This window comes from Nocardia sp. CA-145437 (genome assembly GCF_050956485.1).
Lineage (GTDB): Bacteria > Actinomycetota > Actinomycetes > Mycobacteriales > Mycobacteriaceae > Nocardia.
This window is the reverse complement of record NZ_CP191204.1, coordinates 5,661,283-5,679,479: the sequence shown is the minus strand read 5'-3', so window position 1 is coordinate 5,679,479 and position 18,197 is coordinate 5,661,283. Positions and strand designations below refer to the sequence as shown.

The window sequence follows — 18,197 nt, the reverse complement described above, 5'->3', positions numbered from 1 at the left end:
GCTAATCCTATCAGCAATCGGGATTATCCGGAGGAGTTATCTCCGTTTAGCTGATAGCTTGATCGGTAAGCGGAGATGGTTTCTCCACTAAGTCTAGGGGACGAGGACACCAACCATGACTACAGCGCTCGAGAAAGACGTCACAGCCCCGGCTGCGACCGAGGACAAGGCAGGGCGGCGCGGATCGCACGCCCTGCGCTGGTGGGTGCTCGCCGTACTCGGCGTCGCCCAGCTGATGGTCGTGCTCGACGCGACCGTCGTGAACATCGCGCTCCCGCACGCGCAGGCCGATCTCGGCTTCTCCAACGGCGACCGGCAGTGGGTCATCACCGGCTACGCGCTGGCCTTCGGCTCGCTGCTGCTGCTCGGCGGACGGCTCTCCGACCTGTTCGGCCGCCGCACCACCTTCATCACCGGCCTGATCGGCTTCGCGGTCGCCTCCGCGGTCGGCGGCGCGGCCGGCAACTTCGAGGTGCTGGTCGGCTCCCGCGTCGCGCAGGGCGTGTTCGCCGCGCTGCTCGCACCCGCCGCGCTCTCGCTGCTGACCGTCACCTTCACCGAACCCGCCGAGCGAGCGAAGGCCTTCGGCATCTTCGGCGCCATCGCGGGCGCGGGCGGCGCGCTCGGCCTGCTGCTGGGCGGCGCGCTCACCGAATGGGCCTCGTGGCGCTGGGTGATGTACGTGAACCTGGTCTTCGCGGCCGTCGCGCTGGTCGGCGCGATCCTGCTGCTGGCCAAGCACACCGCCACCACCCGCCCCAAGCTGGACCTGCCCGGCACCGTCACCGTGACCGCCGCGCTGTTCGGCATCGTCTACGGCTTCTCGCACGCCGAATCCGACGGCTGGACCAACGGCGTCACCCTGGCCTTCCTGATCGGCGGCGTCGCGCTGCTGGGCCTGTTCGTGTGGCTGGAACAGCGCGTCGCGCACCCGCTGCTGCCGCTGCGCGTGGTGCTGGACCGCACCCGCGGCGCGTCCTACGTCGCCGTGTTCACCATCGGCATCGGCATGTTCGCCATGTTCCTGTTCCTCACCTACTACATGCAGCAGCAGCTGGGGTACTCGCCGATCCGCACCGGCGTCGCGTTCCTGCCGATGGTCGCCGGCATGGTCGCCGCCTCCACCACCGTGCCCGCACTGCTCATCCCGCGGGTGGGTCCGAAGGTGACCGTGGTGACCGGATTCCTGCTCGCCACACTGGGAATGGCGCTGCTGACCCGCATCGGCGTGGACACTGGATACGCGAGCCACATCCTGCCGAGCCTGCTGCTGATGGGCCTGGGTCTGGGTATGGCGATGTCCACCGCGTTCAGCGGTGCGACCGCGGGCGTGGAGCACGCCGACGCCGGCGTCGCCTCGGCCATGGTGAACACCAGCCAGCAGGTGGGCGGCTCGATCGGCACCGCGCTGCTGAGCACGCTGGCCGCGACCTCGTTCGACGACTATGTGGCCGGGCACGTTCCGCCGTCGCCGCGGGTGCTGGCCGAGGCCGCGGTGCAGAGCTACACCACCACCTTCTGGTGGGCCGCCGCGATCTTCGTGGTCGGCGCGGTGGTCACCGGGCTGATCATGCCGAACAAGGTACCGGTCCCGGCCGAGGGCGAACCCGTTCTCGCGCACTGAGATCCGAACCCCTGGACACCGTGGTCCGACCATGAAAGCGGCCCCGCTCGCCGATCCGAGCGGGGCCGCTTCGTTTTCCTTCTCACCGCGATCAGCGGCAGTTGGAGGGCGGGGCCAGGCCCGCGAACCGGTCGGACAGATAGTTCATGGCGTTGAGCGTGCCGGGGAAGATGGCGGTGCCGTGGTCCGCGCCCGGGATGACGCCCCGGGGAACGGGTGAGCGGGCACCTGGCGGGAGTTCAGCACGGGCCGTTCCGAGCGGCGTCGAGATTCCCTGCGGCGTAGTAGAACCCGTCCGGATCGCGGAGGGGGAAGATCGCCCCGGCGTGCGCCGCGGGCGCGGCCGCCATGACGGCCACCGGGACCGTCGCGATTCCGAAGCTCTGGACCAGCATATTTCTGATCGGCTGGCGCACCGCCAACTTGGCTCTCCTCGAGGCCGATGGGACAACACCGGGCAAGCCGCACTATCCTCGCAGTTCCGGGCTGTTGTTCAGGCTCAGCAACACGCCAGACAGCGGCGATTGGGCCAGGCAGATCGAAGGGAGGGTGATGGCGGCGAACACCGCGGGCGTCGACGTCGCCCTGCTCGGCGTCATCGCCCTGGGAGGCGCGATCGGGGCGGAGGCGCGCTACGGGGTGAGCGTGCTGCTGCCGCAGCGCGGTGCGATCCCCTGGCACACCTTGGCGGTCAACGTGATCGGTTGCTTGCTCATCGGGGTACTCATGGTCTGCATCACCGAGATCTGGGCGGCGCACCGGCTGCTGCGGCCGTTCCTCGGGGTCGGTGTACTGGGCGGATTCACCACCATGTCCACATACGCCGGGGAAGTTCGTACACTGCTCGAATCGGGCCGAATCGGCTACGGGCTCGGCTACCTCGGGGGGACGGTGGTGACCGGGCTGATCGCGGTCGTGCTGGGCGTGGGTGCGACACGATGGATATCGGGAACGGCGCGACGATTGGGGGCAGGACGATGAGCACGGAGTCCGACACCGACGCGGTCGGGCGGTGGATACCGGCGTCGCGGCTGACGGTGCTGCTCGGCGAGGACGACACCTATCGGCATCGCCCCCGCTATCACGAGATCGTGCGGCGTGCCCGGGATGCCGGATTGGCCGGGGCGAGCGTGTGGCGCGGCGTCGAGGGGTACGGGGTTTCCTCCCAGATCCACACCACCCGGCTGCTCGATCTGGCCGAACGGCTGCCGGTGATGGTGATGATCATCGATGACACCGACCGGTTGCGTTCTTTCGTGGAAACCAATGCGGACCTGCTGGATTCGCTGACCGTCGCGCTCTCGCCCGTCGACCTCTTCGACGGGGTGCGGCGGTGACCGCGCTGGCGGTTATCCTCGGCGCGCTGCTCGGTGCGCCCGTCCGATATCTGGTGGATCGCGCGTTGGCCCTTCGATTCGATAGTGTTCTCCCCCTGGGCACACTGACGGTGAACATGGGCGGTTCGGCCTTGCTGGGCGCGTTGATCGGTGCGGGGGCAAACCATTGGCTCTTCGCGGCCGCGGGAACGGGCTTCTGCGGCGCACTGACCACGTTCAGTACGTTCGGATACGAAACGGTTCGATTGGCCGAGGAGGGCGCTTACAGCTATGCGGTGGCGAACGTCGTGATCGGCGTCGGCGCGAGCCTGGCCGCGGCCTACCTCGGTGTCCAACTCGGGCAGTGGGTACGGCCGTGATCCTGATGACCAGCCGGGCGCAGGCGATACGGAAGGGAGGTGCGGGCATGGCCCACGATCGAGCCGGACGACCGGCGCGGGCCACGGACCTCGAGGACATCGCGCACCTGGTGACCGCCTACTACAGCCGCATCCCGGATCCGGCCGATCCCGCGCAGCTGGTCTCCTTCGGCACCTCCGGGCATCGCGGATCCAGCCTGGACTGCGCGTTCAACGAGGCGCACATCCTGGCCATCACGCAGGCCATCGTGGAATACCGGGCCTCGCGCGGCATCACCGGGCCGGTGTATCTGGCGCGGGACACGCACGCGCTGTCCGAGCCCGCCTGGACCACCGCCCTGGAGGTGCTCGCCGCCAACGATGTCACCGCGGTCATCGACGCCCGCGACAGGTACACGCCCACACCGGCTTTGAGCCACGCCGTGCTGCGCCACAATCGGGGCGGCACCCGGCATCAGGCCGACGGCATCGTGGTGACGCCCTCGCACAATCCGCCCCGCGACGGCGGCTTCAAATACAACCCGCCGCACGGCGGCCCGGCCGACACCATCGCCACCGACGCCATCGCCGCCCGCGCCAACGAGCTGCTGCGCACCGGGCTCTCCGAGGTCAGGCGCACCTCGCTGGCGCACGCGCTGGCCACCAACGTGGAGCGCTACGACTATCTGGACCGCTACATCTCGGACCTACCCAACGTGCTGAACCTGGACGCCATTCGCGGCGCCGGGATTCGGCTGGGCGCGGATCCCATGGGCGGGGCCTCCGTGGACTACTGGGAGGAGATCGGGCAGCGCTACGACCTCGAGCTCGAGGTGGTCAACCCGTTCGTCGACCCGACGTGGCGGTTCATGACGCTGGACGCCGACGGGCGGATCCGGATGGATCCGTCCTCGCGCTACGCCATGGCCTCACTCGTGGCGATTCGCGACGATTACGACATTTCGACCGGCAATGACGCGGACGCGGACCGGCACGGGATCGTGACTCCCGATGCGGGACTGATGAATCCGAACCACTACCTGGCGGTGGCGATCGAATACATGATCGCCAACCGGATGGGGTGGGACGCACTGACCAAGATCGGCAAGACCGTGGTGACGTCCTCCATGATCGACCGGGTGGTCGGCGTGCTGGGGCGCGACGTGTACGAGGTGCCGGTCGGGTTCAAATGGTTCGTGCCCGGATTGTTCAGCGGCAGCCTCGCTTTCGGCGGCGAGGAGTCCGCGGGCGCCTCGTTCCTGCGCATGGACGGCACCGTCTGGACCACCGACAAGGACGGCATCCTGCTGGCCCTGCTGGCCGCGGAGATCACCGCCGTCACCGGGCAGAGCCCGTCCACCCGCTACACCGAACTCGAGAAGCGCTACGGCTCACCCGCCTACGCCCGCGTCGACGCCACCGCCACCGCGGAACAGAAGACCCGCCTCGCGGCGTTGACGCCGGACATGATCACCGCGACCGAAATCGCCGGCGAACCCATCACCGGTATCCAGACCCGTGCCCGCGGCAATGGCGCGGCCCTGGGCGGGCTCAAGATCACCACCGAGAACGCGTGGTTCGCGGCCCGGCCCTCCGGGACCGAGGACAAGTACAAGATCTACGCCGAATCCTTCGAGGGCCCCGAGCACCTCGTACAGGTGCAGGCGGCCGCGGAGGAGATCGTCGGACACGCGTTGTCCGGTGGGTAGTGCGGCGTTCGGCCGGATGTTCGGAATGAGTGGATCGGTGTGTGTGGTGGAGTTGTCGCGGTGTGCCGGGGCGATAGCGCGACTAGGTCAGCGCGAGGTGTCGACCGGTGAGTGACGTGCTGGAGACGCGGCGGCGGCTGCCCGTGGAGATCTGGGTGCTGGTGGGCTCGGCCTTCACCATCGCCATCGGGTTCGGTTTGGTCGCACCCGCCCTGCCGCAGTTCGCGCGGAGCTTCGATGTCGGCGTGGCGGCGGCCTCGTTCATCGTGAGCGCGTTCGCGTTGATGCGCTTGATCTTCGCCCCCATGGCCGGGCGGCTGTTGCAGAAACTGGGCGAGCGCCCGGTCTACCTGACCGGCCTGCTCATCGTCGCGGTCTCCACCGGCGCGTGCGCCCTCGCCCAAAGCTATTGGCAGCTCCTGGTTCTGCGTTCCCTGGGCGGCATCGGATCCACCATGTTCACGGTGTCCTCCCTGGGCCTGGTCATCCGCATGTCCCCGCCCGCCGAACGCGGCCGCGTCTCCGGCGTCTACTCCACCAGCTTCCTCATCGGCTCCATCAGCGGCCCGCTGGTCGGCGGCGCCCTGTCCTTCCTGGGCCTGCGCGCCCCCTTCCTGATCTACTGCGTAGCCCTCCTGATCGCCAGCCTCATCGTCTATGTGGCCCTCCGCGATTCCCCCTTGGCCCTCCCGGAGAAGACCGACGGGGCCCCCACCATGTCCTTCCGCGAAGCCGCCGCCCGCCCCGCCTACCGAGCCGCCCTCTGGGCCAACTTCGGCAATGGCGCAGCGGTATTCGGCGTCCGCATGGCCCTGGTCCCCCTGATCGTCGTAGAGGTCCTGAAACAGGATGCCGCCCTGGCAGGCGTCGCCCTCACCGCGTTCGCCCTCGGCAACGCCTCGGTCCTGTTCCTCTCCGGCCGCTGGTCGGACACCCTGGGCCGCAAACCCTTCCTCACCGCGGGCACCCTGGTCTGCGCCGTCGGCACCGCAGGCATCGGCCTCGCCTCGACCCTGCCCTGGCTCCTCGCCGCCTCCGCCCTCGCCGGCATCGGCTCGGGCATGTTCACCCCCGCTTTGCAGGCGGCGGTCGCCGACATCATCGGCCCCGGCCGCCGCGGCGGCCCGGTCCTCGCCGGCTATCAGATGTCCGCCGACCTCGGCACCTTCCTCGGCCCGTACGCCATCGGCCTGCTCGCCGACCGCGTCTCCTACGGTGTGGCGCTCGGCGTCACCGGCGTCCTCCTCGCCTCCGCCTCCGCGGTCTGGCTGGTCGTGCCCGAGACCCTGCGCCGCAAGGAAGCCGCGCTCGCCGTCGACCGTTAGGGGCGGGTATCGGTGGGGTGGGGGTGTCGGGCAGAGTGGTGCGGGTGAGCAATCCGACTTCGAAGCACACGCCGCGGCCGGTGTCGAGCAAGACCACCTATGCGCTGGCCGGGGTGGCGGTGGTGGTGATCGTGCTGATCGTGTTCGCGGTGTTCCAGTGGAACCGCGGTGGCGGGGACGCGGTGCGCAACGACGGGTACGGGTCGGCGCACGATCCGGCCGTGGAGGTGGCGCTGGACTCCGACGGGGCCATCGTGCTGGGGAAGCCCAAGGTGGCGAAAACCCTTGACATCTATGAGGATCCGCTGTGCCCGGCGTGCGGCCAGATGGAGAAGGTCAACGGCCAGGAGATCGCCCAGCAGGTCGACGAGGGCAAGATCGCGGTGCGGTACCGGCTGGTGAACTTCCTCGACTCCCGCTCGGGCAGCAAGGACTACTCCACCCGCGCCGTCGCCGCCAACGAATGCGTGGCGCAGGACGGGAACGGCCCGGTGTACGCCAAGTTCCACGAACTGCTCTTCACCACGAAGCAGCCCTCCGAAGGCGGCTCCGACCACGACAACAAGGAACTCGCCGCCATCGCCAAGGAAGCGGGCGCGAGCGACTCCGTCGCCAAGTGCATCACCTCCGGCGACCGCGCCGACACCGCCCGGGCCCACGCCACCGCTGCCCTGAAGGCGCTCGGTGACGCTCTGAACGGCCCGGCGGCCACCCCGTCGGTCTTCCTCGACGGCAAGAAGGTCGACCGCGGCAACGCGGACTGGGTCCTCAGCGCCACGAAATAGGCTGCGGAACAGCGGTCTTCGAATAACCGGTTCAGGCCGGGCAGCGACTCCTGCGAGTCGGCTGCCCGGCCTGTCTCATGCGGTGGCATCCACTGCGATTGGGTGGGGTGCGGCCCATCGAGGGAACGGGGACTGTGAGCCGCACCCCGGGCAGGGGGCCGAGCCGGGGGCTCGGTCCCTTGGTTCGGGGGTGGACGGTCAGTGGGGGACCGGGTGGGAGGGGGATTCGGGGATGTCGTTGTCGGCGGTGGTGCGGGACAACTGGGGGTGGATCAGGACATGGGATTCGAGCGGGTAGGCCAGGTCGGTGGTGAAATAACTTCCGGCCGTGGCGGGTTCGGTGGGGACCGGGCGGAGATGAGGCGGCCTGGCGGGGGCGTCTATGTCGGTGTGGGGGAAGAGGTAGCGGGCGCCCTCACGGATGGTTTCGTGGGTTTCACCGCTCGGGTCGATCCAGCGCATGCGGTCGGTGTCGGCCAGGAAGACGCGCCACGGGTGTTTTCCCTTGTCCGCCAGGGACTTCAGGCGGTTGTGATGGGTGCAGAGCACGGCGCGGTAGCCGGAGTTCGGTTGCGCGGGGAGGTGGGGGAGCGGGCCGAACTGGATGAGTGAGGTTTCGGCCGCGGGCATGGTGCAGCCGGGGAAACGGCAGAATCCGTCGAGGGCGCGCACCTCGCGGGCCGGGGCGTTCGAGAAGGGGCGCACCGCGGCGACTTTGGCGCGTGTGCGCCGTGGTGCGGCCGGGGGAGCCGGTTCGGTGGGCCGGGCGGGCCGTTCCTGGGCGGCAGGGCTGTCGGTGGTGGCGGGACCATCGGTGGTGAGGCGGCCGCGATCCACCCGGGGTGCGGTCGGGGTGTCGTCCTGCACGCGACGCTCGCGGAGGTGGGCGGCGGCGGCTCGCTCCCAGGGGGCTTCGGCGGCGATTCGCGTCCGCCGGGTCCGGCGCGGGCTCGGAATGCCGCCGGCGATCACGGATTCCTTTGTCTCCGAAGCGCTCTTCTCAGGGTGCGAAGGGGCGTCGTCCTCGCTCGGGCCCGGAGTGGCGTCCTCCGGGAAGTACTCGGGGATGACCTGGAACCGGGCGTGTTCGGCGAGCGAGCGGGCCAGGGCGGCGTCGATGGGTCCGTAGCCGGAGAGGAAGGCGGGATCGTCGCGCAGGCCGAGGAGGGTTTCGGCGGACACGCCGACCTGGATGAGTGGACGGCGAGGCGTGGTGGGGGTGCCGGCCTTGGGGCAGTCGAGTTCCTTGCCGCATTCGCAGAACAGGCGGCCCGAGCCGTCGGCGAGGGCGATGAGGGCATCGGCCCGGCGCTGGGACATGGTGCGCGGATCGTCCTCGCACACTTGCAGGCTCATCTCCCGCAGCCGCATGGCGAGCGCCTGCGCTCCCGCGGCGGGCAGCAGCCCGTCGAATACGGCCATCCCGTCCTGCACCGCGCGAATCCGGACGTCGCGATCCTGTTCCCGGGCCTCACGCCGCCGCGTCTCGCCGTCGGGATCGAGCCGCGTCACCCAGCGCTGCGCGGTCTGCCGCAACCGGACCGGGTCGGACCGTAGCGCCGCGTCGATCAGCTTGGGCTCCAGGACTTCTCGTATTTCCCGCGGCATCCCCCGCAGGCAGTCCGTGATCACCTGCACCCGGGACAGATCGATCCGTCCCGCCGCGAACGCCAGTTTGGTCTGGGGTAGCGAGTCCAGCGCGAGCCCGATGTCGATGAGCGCCGCCGCCACCCCCTCCGGCACCTGCACCGCTACCGCGATCTCCGCCGCCGCGAACTCCCCGGCCCGCACCCCGCCGGCGCCCGGTGCGGCGTTCGCGGCCCGATGGCGGCGATACACCTCCCGCACCGCTGTGATTTCCGCCGCCTGTGCGAACGCCGCCGCCCCGTGTGCTCGCCGCAGCGCGTCGACCAGCTCGTCCTCGCCCATCGCCTCCACCTCTCGGCTATCGAACATGCGTTCGAGACTACCTCCCGATGATCGTCACCGCCAGCCTCTGTGCAGGCGATTTGGTTTGTTCCGCATCGGTCGTGTAACTTCGTTCAAGCAAGCGGGGCAACGCCCGGCTGGCAGAGAAGTGAATACGGGGCTATGGCGCAGCTGGTAGCGCACCACACTGGCAGTGTGGGGGTCAGGGGTTCGAGTCCCCTTAGCTCCACTTCGAAAGACCCGGTCCATCAGGACCGGGTCTTTCTGTATTTGCCCCGTATTCTGAGTCCTCGCGCCGATGCGGGTAGGCGCGGGCGCACGTACGAATCTGGTTGGGCGGAACGGCCTTCGACTACCGGGCGACCCTGGCCGCCGCACTGAACTTCATCCACGATTGTCGCCGGAGATGCTGGTGCGCAATCGAATTGAAGATGCACGAGCTCGAGGGGTCGCTGCCGGACACGCGGCTGCCGAATGAGCGACTGTTCTTCGATCCGGAACCTGTTCGGCCCGTCGGACGATAACGGCGCGAGCCGTTCAGGATCGAGTCTGATCGGCCACCCAGGTCGCGATTTGCAGGCGCGAGGTGAAATCCAGCTTGGTGAGAATATGTTCGACATGCCCTTCCGCGGTGCGCTGCGAGATCACGAGTTGAGTGGCGATCGCCCGGTTGGACAAGCCTCGGGCGACGAGCTCGGCGACCTGGCGCTCACGTTTGGTCAGCGTCGCGCCGGGACCCCGAGTGGGGGTGGGTATGCCGGATCGCTCGCGAAGCGCGTACGCCACCGCGGAGTCGAAGGTCATCGCGGCGCCTTCCCGGCGACCCGCCTCGAACACTTTCGCGCCGAGCGCCTCCCGAGCGCGGCGCTCGCAGTCTTCGCGGTGTACGAGCAGAACCGGAAACACGAACGCCGAACTGCCGGACACGCTGACCAAGGCATCGGCGGCGCCCATCAGCACAGCCGCGCGTCGATCGGGGTGCCGCTCGGCCGTGACCCAGGCCAGCGCCTCGGTACAGGCCGCGGCGACCAGCGGATCCGCCACCAGCCGGGCCAACCGGATGCCCTCCTCGAGCAACCGCACAGCGCGGTCCGGCTCGCCTCCGCGCCACACCGTGTACCCCGCCGCCCACAGTGCCCAGGACCGGAGCATGGTTTCGTGAGCGGATTCGGTGATCGCCAGCACCTGCTCGAAATACCCGGTCGCCCGCGCCGCGTCACCCAGGATCGCGCAGGACCATCCGAGCGAGATCAACGCATCCAACTGCAAGGCGAGCTCACCGAATGCCGCGTAGATCTCGACGGCGTCGGCCACGAGGCGGTGGGCGTGGTCCACGTCGGCGTCGCCCGTCATCAGAAGGGTGTTGCCCTCGGCGTGGGAGAGCAGAGCCGCGACCACCGGATCGGTGGTGTGTTCGGCCACCAGCCTGAGTTGTGTCATCTTGTCCGTGGCGTCGTCGAAATCGCCCTGCAGCGCGGCCATCGCCTGGGCCACGTGGAGCGACTTGGCTCGATCGATGATCTGTGCCCCGGTGGTGCGGTCGAGTGCCCGGGCGGACCACCGGCGACCTTCGCTCAGCTGTCCGCGCATGATCCAGAAGGGATAGAGGGCGGTGGTCATCCGCACGGCGGATTCCTGCCCCTCGGACACCGAGATCTCCAGTGCTCTCCGGAGATTCGGCAGTTCCCGATCCAGTCGGGCAGCCCAGTGCAGCTGGTGCGGTCCGATCCATTCCGCCTCCGCCCGCAGCGTCAGTTGCAGACACCAATCGTAGTGTCGCCGAACGGAATCCACGTACTCTCCGCGTTCCTCGGCCTGCTGCCGGCCGTATTCCTGGACGGTCTCGAACATCCGGAAGCGAACCGTGTGACCGACCTCCTCGCGGATCAGAATCGATTTGTCGACCAGTGCGGACACCGTGTCGAGCAAGTCCGATTCCGGCAGGTCGCCGCCGCACACCTGCTCGGCGGCGTCGAGCTCGAAACCGCCTGCGAAGACCGATAACCGGGTCCACAGCCGTTGTTCGTCCGGCGTGCACAGGTCATAGCTCCAGCCGATACACCAGGCCAGGGTCTGCTGCCGCAGTGGGGCGCCACGCCGCCCCCGCGTCAGCAGACCGTAGCGGTCGTCGAGCCGGGTCAGAATCTGTTCGAGCGATATCGTGCGCAGCCGGGCCGCGGCCAGTTCGATCGCCAGCGGCAGCCCGTCCAGCCGTGCGCAGATCCGGGTCACGCAGGCTCGGTTGTCGGCGGTCACCTCGAAACCGGGCACCACCGCGGCGGCCCGTTCGGCGAACAAGGCCACGGCGTCGTCGCGAGCGGCTCTCGGCGCCGGCCTGACCGCCGGATCGGGAATCGCCAACGGGGGCACTGCGAGTACCGTTTCGCCGCTGACATCGAGGGCCTCGCGGCTGGTCGCCAGAATCCGCAGGCGCGGGCTGGCCCGGAGCAGCGATTCACTCAGTTTCGTGACCTCGTCGATCACCTGCTCGCAGTTGTCCAGCACGATCAGCAGCTCGCGCGTGGACACGTACCCGATCAGCATGTCGAGCACCGGCCCGGCTCCTCGGCTGCGCAGACCGAGAGCCTTGGCGACGATGTCCACCAACAGTGCCGGATCCCGGACCTCGCCCAGTTCGACCATCCACCCGCCGTCGGCGAAACCCTTCTTCACCTTGTGCGCGACCCGCAGTGCGAGCCGCGACTTTCCGACCCCGCCGATCCCGGTCAAGGTCACCAGACGGGATCCGGCGAGCAGGTTCTCGACCTCGGTCACCTGATTGCGGCGACCCACGAAACTGGTCAATTCGAGCGGCAGATTCCCGGCGCCGTGCACCACCCGCTCCGCCGATCCCGCGTCGGCGGAGCCGGTCGCGGGCTCGGCCGGCAGGGGCACGCGGTCGGCGGGCAGACCAAGCCGTTGCTGGACCTGCCGGAGTTGGCCGCCCAAGTCCGCCGCCGTGGGACGGTCGAGCGGATTCCGCGCCATCGCACCTTCGATCACCGTGCACACGTCCTCGGGAATGTCGTTGTCGCGCAGATCCGGAATCGGCTGCCGGGTGATCCGCAGGAACTGGGCGACCATCTGTTCCCCGCTGCGGCGTTCGAAGGCCGCGTGACCGGTCAGTGCGCAGAACAACGTCGACGCCAGCCCGTAGACATCCGAGGCCGGGCTCGGGGCCTCCCCACCGAGCACCTCGGGCGCGGTGAAGGCTGGTGAACCGGTGATCGTGCCGGTCCTGGTCTCGAATCCGCCGGTGATGTGGGCGATCCCGAAATCCGTCAACGCCGGCTCACCGTAGTCGGTCAGCAGGATGTTCCCCGGCTTGATGTCGCGGTGCAGCACGCCGGTGCGATGCGCGGTTTCGAGCGCACCGGCGATCTTCACCCCGAGGTGCAGCACCTCCGGCAGCGACAGCGGACCGTTACGCTGGATGCGCGCTTGGAGCGAGCCGCCCGAGTGATACGGCATCACCAGATAGGGGTTTCCGCTGCGGGTGGCGCCGACCTCCAGCATGTCGACGATGTTCGGGTGCCCCGTCAGCCGTCCCATCGCGCGCTGCTCGCGCAGGAATCGTTCCCGATCCTCGTCGAATTGCTCGGTCAGCACCTTCACCGCCACCGTGCGGTCCACACCGACCTGGCGACACCGGTACACCGCTCCGAACCCGCCCCGCCCGATCTCCACCGCGTCCTCGAAACCGGCAGAACCCAGTTCCGTGATGACATCGACGCCGACATCACGCTGGGTTGGGTAGGGATCGTTCTCGACCATCGGATACTCGTGATCTACCAGCGGGCACCAGCCAGAATATCTCCATGCGACGTTCGGATGCCGCCGCCAGGTCCCGATCAGGGCAGGGTGGCCGGGCGCTGAAGGCCGCATCCACACATCGGTGAGCCGATTCGGGTACGGCAACACGATTCATCATTCGGACGCCGGGTCGTAATAAGAGTGGCCTTCGGCAATCTGGACGTGGGCGCCGAAAACCCCGGTGAGCCCGCATAGGGGAGCTGTGGGAATTCGGTGCGTGAAACAAATCGAGAAATATTCGGCTTCGATCTTGCGTCAGATTCTCTCGTTTCAGTATTTCGAATTCCGTCAGCATTCGCCGCGGCAGTTAGGCACGGTCGTATACTCCCGTTATGGCGGATGAGCGGTCCTCCACAGAATTCCCCGAGTCGCCCGTTCTCGTGGTGCAGACGCGAGAACACGTTTATCGGCTGCGCGCCGGGGGCGTGTACAACATCGGCCGCGATCCGACCTCCGACGTTGTTGTCACCGATCCGCGTGTCTCGTCCGTGCACGCCGTGCTGGAGCGAGGATCGGACGGTTGGGAAATCGAGGACGCGCACAGTCTGAACGGCACCTTTTTCGACGGTCAGCGCGTCGAGCGGATGCTGATCGACCACGACGAGACCTTCAAGCTGGGGCATGCCAAAGATGGTGCGCGGCTGTCCTGCTCGCTGGAATCACCCAAACCCGCCCCCGCGCCCGAACCCGATGACGATTTCGGCGGGGACACGATGGTCGTCCCGAATCCTGGCTATGACTTGGACGATGAAGCCACGGTCACCCTGTTCGAGCCGGGCCTGCCGCGGCGAGTGTCGCGGTCGTCGCCTCCGGCTACCCAGCCCACCGCGGTGGTACGGATCGTCTCGGGCACACTCCGGCTCGGACGCGCCGCCGACAACGACATCGTTGTGCCCGACCTCATGGTGTCTCGCCATCACGCCGAACTACAGGTGATCGCCGAAGGCAAATATCGAGTCGTCGACCTCGACAGCCACAACGGCACCTATGTCAACGGCCACCGGATCGAGACCGCGGACCTGTCCGAATCCGACTTGATCGGCATGGGACACACCACCTACCGGCTCGTCGGCAACGAACTGCGCGAGTCCGTCGATACGGGTGACATCTCGGTCTGTGTCCAGAACCTGATCGTGCGGACATCGGAAGGCAAAGTGCTGCTCGACGACGTGACCTTCCCCATCGCGCAGCGCTCACTCGTCGGGGTCATCGGACCCAGCGGAGCGGGCAAGTCGACGCTGTTGGGCGCGGTCACCGGGATGCGGCCCGCGACCGAGGGGACGGTCCGCTACGACGGACGCGATCTGTACACCGATTACGACGAGCTGAGACACCGGATCGGGTTGGTTCCGCAGGAGGACATCCTGCACAACCAGCTCCCGACGCGACGCGCCCTGCTCTACGCGGCCGAGCTGCGCTTCCCCGGTGACACACGCAGGGAGGAGCGCGAGCAGCGAGTCGACGAAGTCCTCGACGAACTCGGCTTGTCGCGGCATGCCGACACCCGCATCGATCGGCTCTCCGGCGGGCAGCGCAAACGGGTGAGCGTCGCATTGGAACTGCTGACCAAACCGTCGCTGTTGTTCCTCGACGAACCGACCTCCGGCCTGGATCCCGGCCTGGACAAGACGGTCATGGAAATGCTGTCCGAACTCGCCCACGACGGGCGGACCGTCATCGTCGTCACCCACAGCGTGGCGAATCTCGATTCCTGTGACCGCCTCCTGGTGCTGGTGCCCGGCGGCAAGCTGGCCTACTACGGACCGCCCGCGGAGGGGTTGCAGGAGTTCGGGCAGCGGACCTGGGCCGAGGTGTTCCAGGCATTCGACCGGGACGAGGACCGCGACTGGGCCGGTGAGTTCCGGAACTCCCCGCGCTTCGAGAGCTACGTCGCTGTCGGGCCGATCGACGACATCGGACCGGCGGAAGTACACGCACCGGCTTCGCCGCCGCCCGCGCGGCAGTCCAAGCTCAGCCAGCTCAGCACACTGTGCCGGCGGTATCTGGCGGTTATCGCCTCGGACCGCAGTTATCTGGCCTTGCTCGGCGTGATGCCGCTGCTGCTGGGCGGTTTGATCGCCGCGGTCCCGGCGGGCGCGGGTTTCACCGGGGCGCCGGGCACCAACACAGATGCCTCCACCAAGCTGATGATCCTGGTTTTCGGCGCCTGCTTCGTCGGCACCGGCAACGCGATTCGCGAGATCGTCAAGGAACAGACGATCTACCGCAGAGAACGCGCGGCTGGACTGTCGGCCGGGGTCTATTTGATGTCGAAAGTGCTGGTCTTGGGTGTGATCACCGTCCTTCAGGCGGCGGTGTTGTTCTTGATCGGCTCCATCGGCACGAGTTTTCCGCCGAGCGGGTTATTCACTTCGGCCCAGCTGGAGTTGGTCTTGGCGATGGCGATGCTGGGCATCGCGTCACTGACGCTGGGCTTGCTGGTGTCGGCTTCGGTGAGCACCTCGGAAAAGACACTGCCCCTGCTGATAGTGCTGTCGATGGCGCAATTGGTGCTCACCGGCGGGCTGGTGCGGCTGCCCGGCACGCCCGTTCTGGAACAGCTGTCCTTGGTGTCGCCGTCCCGGTGGGGCTATGGCGCCGCAGCGGCCAGCATCGACCTCGATACCCTCTCGCCGCACGATGGCGGGCCCGACCCGCTGTGGAAACACACCATCGGCACATGGCTGCTCGATATGGGAGTCCTCACCGGTCTCGCCGCGATCTTCCTCGCGCTGGCCTGGTATCGGCTGCACCAGCTGCAGCCACGGCGGCGCGGTGCGCCTGCCGCTCGGATGTGAGCCTGCTCCAGGACTACCGCACCGGTGAACCCTTCGCGTTGCCCGCGGTGTGTGAGCCGGACGTGGTGCGCGACCGTCATGGTGGACCATGGACCCTCGGTGGAGGTACTGACGAGTGTCCACCACCATTCAGGGTCGGTGTCACCAGTTACGGCTGAGGAAACTCCTGGCTACCGTTGAGGAGGAAGTCCTTCCTCGGAAAATGGTGCAAGGAGTTGATCAAATGAAAGCAAGAATCGCCGGGACCGTAGCCGCGACCGCGATCATGCTGTCGCTCGGCCTCGCCGGAGCATCGGCGGCGTCGGCCAGCGAACCGCAGGCTACGCCCGTGGATGGATCTGTCGGCATCTGTTTCACCTTCCCGTTGCCGGGATCCGCAGACTTGGTGTGGTGCCTCTGAGGAAGAGGCTCGGAGAAAGGCGTCCCGCGGCGTCGCATGGGAAAGGCCCGGTCCAGCAGGACCGGGCCTTTTCGGTGGCTACGTCTGGTGGCGGTCAGAGCGTGCCGTTCTCGATGTCCCGCTTCAGTGCAGCCTGGTACGCCTGGTGGGAGGAGACGCCGTTGCTGACGGTGAAGTTGAGCAGCAGGGGGTTGCAGCTGAAGGTGATGTGTTCGTTCACCGCGGTGGTGCCGTTGCCGTTGTCGGTGAAGGTCACCTTCTGATGCGTGATGACACCGGGGGTGTCGTAGCTGTCGGTGAGGTAGTACCGGTCGGCCGGGAAGAGGCGCTGCTCGGCCTGGGTTTTCGCGGGGTAATCCACCGAGCCCATGGGGACGTTCTCCAGCGCGGTGAAATCGATGGTCGTGCTCACGCCGTCGCTGCAGGTGCGGTGGGTGATGATGTCCTTGAGGAACGGGTGGCGGCCGATGTCGTTGCGCAGGTTCGAGTAGACCGTCCACACCTTGTCGATCGGGGCGTTGATGGTGATCGGCAGGTCGACCGTGCGCGAGGCGGAGCCGGAGGATCCGCTCTTCTCCGCGGCCTGGTACGACGCCCATCCGGTCTGCCAGCCGGCGGTGTACGAGTTCGGGGTGTCGGTACAGGTTGGTGCGGAATCCGCCTGCGCGACCGGTGAACCCGTCGCCGCGAACGACAGGGCCATTGCGCATCCCACAAGATATTTCACGGCCGGACTGTAACGTGTTCTTGCGATGTTTGCTCGCGCCGTCACGGATTCGAGACCGACCGGCAGGATCGTGCGGCGGATCACCGGCCGATCGGCCGCCGGGCGTCGAGTTGCGCGCGGTCCGCGGCGGCCCGGCCCGCGTCCCAGCCCTCGGCGCTGCGGATGGTGATGCCGCGATTGCGGGCCTGCGGAAACAGCGTGTCGAAGGCCGCGTCGACGGCGAGCTGATGCGAGGCCAGCACCGGTAGCAGCCGTTCGGGGTCGGGTGATTCGGCGATGGTGGCCGCGGTGGCCGCCGCGAGCCGTTCCCCGATGCGGGTGGCGTAGGCGACCAGGAACGATTTCCGGAAGGTCCGGCTGCGCGCCCCGTCGTCGGGGGTGTCCTGTCCGCTCGCGATCATCGCCCGGGTGGCCTGCACCAGCAGCGAGGTGGTGAGCAGTTCGATGGCCTCCAGATCCGCGTCGTCCCCGACGATGGTGACGAACCCCCATTCCGAGGCCACGATGGCGCGACTGCGATTGGCCTTGGCGACCACGTCCACCAGCAGCGCCTTCGCGTCGACGTACGGGGTGTCGAGCCAGATCCGCCGCGCCCCAGGCAGATCGGGCACCGAGGTGTCGGCATCGACCAGCACCCGATCGAGCGCGTATTTGGTCATCAACTCCTGCGCCTTGGCCGACAAGGTCTCGGCCTCCTCGGGAAACGAGGTCGATTCGGCTTTCGCGAGCAACCCCCGCACCCGCCCGAGCACCTTCTCGTCGACGTGATGATGCACCCCGGCCCGCGGCCGCGCACTGCCCGGCAATGGCCTGATGAGCTCCAGTTCCGGCAGCAGAAGCAGCAAGGCGAGCGCCTCGACGACGGTCGTGATGGCCTCGCGCGAGGTCAGCAGGTGCTTGGCCGCCCACTGCCCGAAGAACGGTTCCGAATCCGACCACCAGACCCGGGCCTCGATGGCCTCGAGCTGCTCGACCCACGTCTCGTCCATGGTGTCGGCCGCGAAGGGCCGCACATGGTCGGCCATCACGTCGACGAGGAACCCGACCGCGAACTCGTCGGCCCGCCGCGCCGCCGCCTCGTGCACATCCCCCGGCAGCCACCCGTGCTGAAACACCCGCCGAATGACGTGCCGCCCGGCCAGGTGCACCCCGGATCCCACCACGTGATCCGACAGCCCGCTGTCCGCGACCTCCGCGGCGAACCGCCCCGCGATCCCGGAATCTCCCCGAGCCGTCTTGCTCCCCGCTCCCACCCGCGCCGCGGCCATCGCGGCCGCCAGCACCGCGTTCCCGACTTCCTGCGCGGTCGGCCGCTCTCCCTCGCCGGTCAGGAAGCGAACGTCACCCAGTTGCGCACGCAACTTGGCGGCCCGGTGCTTGCGATTCGGCTTACCCACGGCCATCAACCCTAT

Annotated in this window: 13 protein-coding genes and 1 tRNA gene; 9 read left to right on the top strand and 5 right to left on the bottom strand. The window is 68.1% G+C overall.

The window, feature by feature from the left end:
• Positions 1-115 precede the first annotated feature (115 nt).
• Entirely contained in the window at positions 116-1,624 is a 1,509-nt protein-coding gene (locus ACQPYY_RS26410; protein ID WP_433591403.1) for an MFS transporter, read from the top strand.
• 239 nt (positions 1,625-1,863) lie between these two features.
• Here the strand turns inward: ACQPYY_RS26410 and ACQPYY_RS26405 are convergent, their stop codons facing one another.
• Positions 1,864-2,046 (bottom strand): hypothetical protein, encoded by a 183-nt coding sequence (locus tag ACQPYY_RS26405; protein WP_433591402.1) that lies wholly within the window; start codon positions 2,044-2,046, stop codon positions 1,864-1,866.
• A gap of 130 nt (positions 2,047-2,176) precedes the next feature.
• Here ACQPYY_RS26405 and crcB (ACQPYY_RS26400) point away from each other — a divergent pair, with 130 nt between their 5' ends.
• The 6 genes from crcB (ACQPYY_RS26400) to ACQPYY_RS26375 all read left to right on the top strand — a co-directional run bounded on the left by crcB (ACQPYY_RS26400) (position 2,177) and on the right by ACQPYY_RS26375 (position 7,118).
• Positions 2,177-2,605: a fluoride efflux transporter CrcB gene (crcB, locus tag ACQPYY_RS26400; RefSeq protein WP_379094569.1), complete on the top strand. Its 429-nt coding sequence runs from the start codon at positions 2,177-2,179 to the stop codon at positions 2,603-2,605.
• Positions 2,602-2,961, top strand: coding sequence for a DUF190 domain-containing protein (locus ACQPYY_RS26395; RefSeq protein ID WP_379094571.1), 360 nt, complete (start codon positions 2,602-2,604; stop codon positions 2,959-2,961). Before crcB (ACQPYY_RS26400) ends, ACQPYY_RS26395 begins: the two co-directional genes overlap by 4 nt.
• Positions 2,958-3,320, top strand: a complete 363-nt coding sequence (crcB, locus tag ACQPYY_RS26390; RefSeq protein ID WP_433591401.1) for a fluoride efflux transporter CrcB — start codon at positions 2,958-2,960, stop codon at positions 3,318-3,320. Before ACQPYY_RS26395 ends, crcB (ACQPYY_RS26390) begins: the two co-directional genes overlap by 4 nt.
• Before the next feature lie 47 nt (positions 3,321-3,367).
• Positions 3,368-5,008, top strand: coding sequence for a phosphoglucomutase (alpha-D-glucose-1,6-bisphosphate-dependent) (pgm, locus tag ACQPYY_RS26385; protein ID WP_379094574.1), 1,641 nt, complete (start codon positions 3,368-3,370; stop codon positions 5,006-5,008).
• A 107-nt stretch (positions 5,009-5,115) separates the two neighbouring features.
• Positions 5,116-6,333: an MFS transporter gene (locus tag ACQPYY_RS26380; protein WP_433591400.1), complete on the top strand. Its 1,218-nt coding sequence runs from the start codon at positions 5,116-5,118 to the stop codon at positions 6,331-6,333.
• Positions 6,334-6,377: 44 nt separating this feature from the next.
• Complete coding sequence (locus tag ACQPYY_RS26375; RefSeq protein ID WP_379094578.1) at positions 6,378-7,118, top strand: DsbA family protein; 741 nt, start codon at positions 6,378-6,380, stop codon at positions 7,116-7,118.
• 198 nt (positions 7,119-7,316) lie between these two features.
• Here the strand turns inward: ACQPYY_RS26375 and ACQPYY_RS26370 are convergent, their stop codons facing one another.
• Entirely contained in the window at positions 7,317-9,074 is a 1,758-nt protein-coding gene (locus tag ACQPYY_RS26370; protein ID WP_433591399.1) for a DUF222 domain-containing protein, read from the bottom strand.
• A gap of 129 nt (positions 9,075-9,203) precedes the next feature.
• On the opposite strand from ACQPYY_RS26370, the gene ACQPYY_RS26365 reads away from it, so the two are divergent.
• A tRNA-Ala gene (locus tag ACQPYY_RS26365) sits at positions 9,204-9,276 on the top strand.
• Between the two features lie 308 nt (positions 9,277-9,584).
• On the opposite strand, the gene ACQPYY_RS26360 is transcribed toward ACQPYY_RS26365, so the two are convergent.
• A complete protein-coding gene (locus tag ACQPYY_RS26360) occupies positions 9,585-12,821 on the bottom strand; it encodes a protein kinase domain-containing protein (protein ID WP_433591398.1) in 3,237 nt (1,078 codons plus the stop codon).
• Between the two features lie 371 nt (positions 12,822-13,192).
• Here ACQPYY_RS26360 and ACQPYY_RS26355 point away from each other — a divergent pair, with 371 nt between their 5' ends.
• Positions 13,193-15,658: an FHA domain-containing protein gene (locus tag ACQPYY_RS26355; RefSeq protein WP_433591397.1), complete on the top strand. Its 2,466-nt coding sequence runs from the start codon at positions 13,193-13,195 to the stop codon at positions 15,656-15,658.
• Between the two features lie 494 nt (positions 15,659-16,152).
• Here the strand turns inward: ACQPYY_RS26355 and ACQPYY_RS26350 are convergent, their stop codons facing one another.
• Together ACQPYY_RS26350 and ACQPYY_RS26345 are read right to left on the bottom strand one after the other, a co-directional pair.
• The gene (locus tag ACQPYY_RS26350; protein ID WP_433591396.1) at positions 16,153-16,785 is read right to left on the bottom strand and encodes a hypothetical protein; all 633 of its coding nucleotides are present in this window, start codon (positions 16,783-16,785) and stop codon (positions 16,153-16,155) included.
• Positions 16,786-16,865: 80 nt separating this feature from the next.
• A complete protein-coding gene (locus ACQPYY_RS26345) occupies positions 16,866-18,182 on the bottom strand; it encodes a DUF2786 domain-containing protein (RefSeq protein WP_433591395.1) in 1,317 nt (438 codons plus the stop codon).
• Positions 18,183-18,197 lie beyond the last annotated feature (15 nt).

What these genes read in the sequence shown, in the direction of transcription:
- ACQPYY_RS26360 (WP_433591398.1), bottom strand. Translation starts at nt 12,821, where the DNA reads ATGGTCGAGAACGATCCCTACCCAACCCAGCGTGATGTCGGCGTCGAT.
- ACQPYY_RS26370 (WP_433591399.1), bottom strand. Translation starts at nt 9,074, where the DNA reads ATGTTCGATAGCCGAGAGGTGGAGGCGATGGGCGAGGACGAGCTGGTC.
- ACQPYY_RS26410 (WP_433591403.1), top strand. Translation starts at nt 116, where the DNA reads ATGACTACAGCGCTCGAGAAAGACGTCACAGCCCCGGCTGCGACCGAG.
- ACQPYY_RS26395 (WP_379094571.1), top strand. Translation starts at nt 2,602, where the DNA reads ATGAGCACGGAGTCCGACACCGACGCGGTCGGGCGGTGGATACCGGCG.
- pgm (WP_379094574.1), top strand. Translation starts at nt 3,368, where the DNA reads ATGGCCCACGATCGAGCCGGACGACCGGCGCGGGCCACGGACCTCGAG.
- ACQPYY_RS26355 (WP_433591397.1), top strand. Translation starts at nt 13,193, where the DNA reads ATGGCGGATGAGCGGTCCTCCACAGAATTCCCCGAGTCGCCCGTTCTC.
- crcB (WP_379094569.1), top strand. Translation starts at nt 2,177, where the DNA reads ATGGCGGCGAACACCGCGGGCGTCGACGTCGCCCTGCTCGGCGTCATC.